This window comes from Streptomyces sp. NRRL F-6492 (genome assembly GCF_001280125.1).
Lineage (GTDB): Bacteria > Actinomycetota > Actinomycetes > Streptomycetales > Streptomycetaceae > Streptomyces.
This window is the reverse complement of the sequence record NZ_LGEG01000172.1, coordinates 1-309: the sequence shown is the minus strand read 5'-3', so window position 1 is coordinate 309 and position 309 is coordinate 1. Positions and strand designations below refer to the sequence as shown.

General features: G+C 79.9%; 1 pseudogene. It reads left to right on the top strand.

The features are described from left to right. Positions 1–247 (top strand): annotated as a pseudogene (locus tag ADL08_RS37615) (hypothetical protein); the annotation flags it as partial. Between the last annotated feature and the right edge of the window lie 62 nt (positions 248–309).

The following is a 309-nucleotide window of genomic DNA, read 5'->3' as shown; positions in this document are numbered from 1 at the left end:
CGGCAAGGGCGCGCGGGAGGCGCTGGTCCGCGTCCCGCAACCGGAACCAGCCTGCCAGGAGGAGGCCCGCGGGAAGCGGCCCTCGACGCGGGCCGCTCTCGGCCACCGCGGCTGTGGCGCCGCCAGTGTCCCCGAACTCATCCCGTGGCTGCGGGACCTCGGCGGCGGGGCCGCCCCCGCCCTGGCCCCGGACGGCACCAACGGGCTGCTGGACGCCCCGGTGACGGCCGCGGGCCTGGAGGTCTAGCGCGCGGAGCCGTGGCTGCTGGCGGCGCGGCCGCCCTTCGGCTTCGTCACGGCGGTGGGGCC